Source organism: Aeromicrobium sp. Leaf272, from assembly GCF_001422865.1.
Taxonomy (GTDB): Bacteria; Actinomycetota; Actinomycetes; order Propionibacteriales; family Nocardioidaceae; genus Aeromicrobium.
The window spans coordinates 609,178-613,292 of sequence record NZ_LMMY01000009.1; the positions used below are offsets into that span (position 1 = coordinate 609,178).

Here is a 4,115-nt window from a genome sequence, read left to right on the forward strand (position 1 = left end):
AAGGGCGTCGACCTGCGAGCCCTCACGCCCGAGGGCTCGCCGCGGCGCTACCGCCGCTGGCAGACCTACGCGGAGTCCAAGCTGGCGAACCTGTCGTTCGCCCTCGAGCTCGACCGGCGCGCGAAGGCCGCCGGCCTCGGCGTCGTCAGCGTGGCGGCGCACCCCGGCTACGCCAACACCGAGCTCCAGCAGACCGGCCTCAAGATGGGCAACCCGATGCTCGGCTTCGGGCTGCACCAGATCAGTCGCGTGGTCGGCCAGTCGGCCGCCGCCGGTGCCCTGCCCTCGCTGAGGGCGGCGACCGACGAGAGCTTCACCGGCGGCGAGTACGTCGGCCCGAACCTGCTCGGTCAGATGCGCGGCAAGCCCGTGCTCGTGGGCATGACCCGCGCCGCGCGCGACGAGGAGCTGGCCGACAACCTGTGGACCGCGTCCGAGCTGGCCACGGGCGTCACCTTCGACGTCGCCTGACCGGTTCGGCTAGGCGAGGCCGTCGCGCCAGCGCTCGCGGGCGTCGGGGTCCTCGGCGATGAGCTCTGCGCGCGTGCGCCGACGGTAGCGCCAGATCTGCACGATGCCGACGGCCCACAGCACGTACTGCACCGACATCGCCCAGCGGAACGACTCCGCCGAGTAGGCCGTGCTGGTACCGGGCGTGCGCCAGTCGAGGACCAGGCCGATGGCCACGACGAGCAGCAACGAGGCGACGAAGCCACCCTGGTTGATGATGCCCGTCGCGGCGCCCAGCCGGTTGGGAGGATTGAACGATCGGCCGAGGTCGAAGCCGATCATCGACGCGGGTCCGCCCACGCCCACCACGACCACGAGCACCACGAGCAGCCAGGCCGGCGCGTCGCCCGGCCACACCAGCACGACCGTCCACACCGCGACGACCGCCCACACGATGCCGAGCACGATGCTCGAGCGCTGCCACGGGTCGCGGGTGATGGCCCAGGCCAGCGTCGGCCCGGCCACCATGACGGCGAGCACCAGGATCGTCAGCAGGGCGCCTGCCTCGGCGGGCGTGCGACCCTCGCCGCGCACGAAGAAGGGGTAGCCCCACAGCAGGCCCAGCGTGGTGGCGCTGAACTGGGTCGTGAAGTGGACCCAGAAGCCCAGTCGGGTCCCCGGGTGACGCCACGACGCCGCGAGGCTGGAGCGGACCGTCGTCCACGACAACGGGGCGCCGAGCACCCGCGGCGAGCCGGGCTCGTCGTGCACCACGAGCAGGAGGGCGGCGAGCAGGACGATGCCCAGCGACGCCGCCGACAGGTAGGTGGTGGTCCAGCCGAGCTCGCGCAGCGCCCACGTCATGGGAGCGGCGGCCACGAGGGCTCCCATCTGGCCGAGCACGCCCGTGAGCTGGGTGACGAGCGGGATCCTGCGCGACGGGAACCACGTGGTCACGAGCCGGAGCACGCACACGAAGGTCATCGCGTCGCCCAGCCCCACGAACACGCGGGCGACGAGCGCCACGGCGAACGTGTCGGCCAGGGCGAAGGTCACCTGCGCCGCGGTGAGCACGAGGACGCCGATGGTGAGGATCCGGCGGGGACCGAACCGGTCGAGCAGCAGACCCACCGGGATCTGCATGCCGGCGTAGACCACCAGCTGCAGCATGACGAACGTCGACAGCTGGGCGGCCGAGATGCCGAACCGCTCGCTCGCGGCGAGTCCCGCCACCGCGAGCGACGAGCGGTGGAAGACGGCGAGGAAGTAGAGCGAGAGCCCGACGAGCCAGACCGCCACCGGCCCTCTCCTGCTCGTCGCTCCGCTCACTCGCCCCAGTATGCGCCGGGTGTCGGGCCGTGCCCAGGTCGCCTCGGGGGTTGCGGATCCGCCGGGGGTCTCTAGCGTGGCCGGTGTGCTGACCTTGGTGGACTGGCGGGTGCGCGTGGCCGCGCTCTACGAGCAGGTGCGCGCCGATCCCGACCCCGAACGAGGTCATGCGACGTGGCGGAGCGGTCGCGACGACCTGTTCCGCAGCCACCCCCAGTCACCACTGCCGGCACGCGACCCGCTGCGCGAGACCGGGCTGCCCTACTGGCCCTACGACCCCGCCTGGCGGTTCGAGCTGCCGCTGCTGCCCGCGCCGACCGATGCCGTGGACCCCGACGAGCGGGTCGTCGACGGCGGGGGCGACGGCGACGTGACGATGCAGCGCACCGGGCAGCTGGCCCTGCCATCGGGCTCGACGCTCGACGTGTGGACGCTGCAGCAGTACGCCGGCGGCATCTTCGTGCCCCTGCGGGACGGCACGTCGGGCCGGGAGTCGGAGGCCGGCGGGTCGTACGGTGCGGGGCGCTACCTGCTCGACACCGCCAAGGGCTCCTGGCTGGGCGGGGGTGCCGACGGCAGCACGCTGGTCCTGGACCTGAACTTCGCCTACCACCCGTCGTGCCGCTACGACGACCGCTGGCGCTGCCCCCTCGCGTCGCCGGGCAACATGGTCACCGACGTCGTCGAGGCGGGCGAGCGCCTCTCCTGACTCCCCCCGATCGGTGAGTTCTCCACCGAAACGGTGCGCATCGCGCAGGGAGGTGTGGATTCCACCGTCTCAGCCCTGAGCCGGTGGAATCCGCACCGCTCGGCCACTCCGCCCGCCCATCGGTGGAGAAGTCACCGCTCGGTGGGTCAGAACGTGAGGGCGAGGGCGGGGTCGCGCAGGAGCGCGGCGACGTCGGCCAGGAACTGCGAGCCCTGCTGGCCATCGACGACGCGGTGGTCGAAGCTGACCGCGAGCGTCGTGACCCAGCGAGGCTCGATCCGCTCGTCCCCACCGGCACCCCCGCCAGGGGTGCCGACGACCCAGGGACGTCGATCGATCTGGCCGACGCACAGGATGCCGGTCTCGCCCGGGTTGAGGATGGGCGTGCCCGCGTCCACGCCGAACACGCCGACGTTGGTGATCGTGAACGTGCCACCGCTCATCTGCGCGGGCTGGGTGCGGCCGGCACGGGCCGTGGCGGTGAGGTCGCCCAGCGCCTGCGCCAGCTCGACCAGGCTCATCCGGTCGGCGCCCGGGATGTTGGGCACCACGAGACCGCGGTCGGTGGCGGCCGCGACGCCGAGGTTGACCGAGCCCTTGAGCACGATCTCCTGCGCCTCTTCGTCCCAGCTGGCGTTCAGCTCGGGCGTGCGGGCCAGTGCCAGGCAGACGGCCTTGGCCACGACCAGCGTCGGCGAGACCTTGACCTCGCGGAAGCGCCGGTCGGCCTTGAGCCGCTCGACCAGCTCCATCGTGGCGGTGACGTCGAGCGTGACCCACTCGGTGACGTGCGGTGCGGTGAACGCCGAGCTGACCATGGCCTGGGCCGTGGCCTTGCGGACCCCCTTCACGGGAATGCGGGTGTCGCCCTCGGCCGACCTGACGGGTGCCCGCGCGGCGGGTGAGGTCGACGTCGGCACGGTGACCGGCTCCGACCTGCGTCCGGCGATGAACGCCTCCACGTCCGCGCGGGTGACCACGGGGCCGTCGCACGGGACCGTGGTGAGGTCCACGCCGTGGTCCTTGGCCAGCTTGCGCACGGGCGGCTTGGCCAGCGCACGCACGTCACCCGTCGCCGAGCCGGACCGGGCCGGACGCTCGACCGTCGCCACGCCCGCGTTCGGGGCGGCCAGGGGAGCGCTCGCCTGCTCGTCGCCCTTGCGCCGACGTCGGCGCGTGGACGCCGTGCGCACGCCGTAGCCGACGAGCACGGGCTCGCGCTTGTCCTGCGCCGCCGGCTCCTCGGCGTCGTCCTCGACCGGGCGCTCGTCGGTGAGGTCGCGGGCGTCGTCGGGCACGACGGCTCCCGTCGGACCCCCGATCGCGATGATCGGCGTGCCCACGGGCACGGTCGTCCCCTCGCGCACCAGCAGGGCCGTCACCTCGCCCGCGAACGGGCTGGGCAGCTCCACGACCGACTTCGCGGTCTCGATGTCGACGATCACCTGGTTCACCTCGACGACGTCGCCCACGGCGACGTGCCAGGTGAGCACCTCGGCCTCGGTCAGTCCCTCGCCCACGTCGGGCAGCCTGAACTCACTCATCAGATGTCTCCCGCTCTCAGAACGCCATGGCGCGGTCGACGGCGTCGAGCACACGGTCGAGGTCGGGCAGGAACTCCTCCTCC

3 protein-coding genes and 1 pseudogene are annotated in these 4,115 nt (G+C 72.7%); 2 read left to right on the forward strand and 2 right to left on the reverse strand.

The genetic code is table 11. The annotated features are described in order from the left end of the window. Nucleotides 1–471: pseudogene (locus ASF38_RS18845) on the forward strand (hypothetical protein); the annotation flags it as partial. 9 nt (nt 472–480) lie between these two features. On the opposite strand, the gene ASF38_RS04620 reads toward ASF38_RS18845, so the two are convergent. Then, complete coding sequence (locus ASF38_RS04620) at nt 481–1,749, reverse strand: nitrate/nitrite transporter (RefSeq protein ID WP_055962664.1); 1,269 nt, start codon at nt 1,747–1,749, stop codon at nt 481–483. 115 nt (nt 1,750–1,864) lie between these two features. On the opposite strand from ASF38_RS04620, the gene ASF38_RS04625 reads away from it, so the two are divergent. After that, a complete protein-coding gene (locus ASF38_RS04625; RefSeq protein WP_200914408.1) occupies nt 1,865–2,488 on the forward strand; it encodes a DUF1684 domain-containing protein in 624 nt (207 codons plus the stop codon). Nucleotides 2,489–2,634: 146 nt separating this feature from the next. Here the strand turns inward: ASF38_RS04625 and ASF38_RS17880 are convergent, their stop codons facing one another. Continuing rightward, a complete protein-coding gene (locus ASF38_RS17880; protein WP_056574199.1) occupies nt 2,635–4,032 on the reverse strand; it encodes a dihydrolipoamide acetyltransferase family protein in 1,398 nt (465 codons plus the stop codon). Nucleotides 4,033–4,115 lie beyond the last annotated feature (83 nt).

Excerpts from the sequence above, each read along its gene's own strand:
- ASF38_RS17880 (WP_056574199.1), bottom strand. The coding sequence starts at position 4,032 with ATGAGTGAGTTCAGGCTGCCCGACGTGGGCGAGGGACTGACCGAGGCC.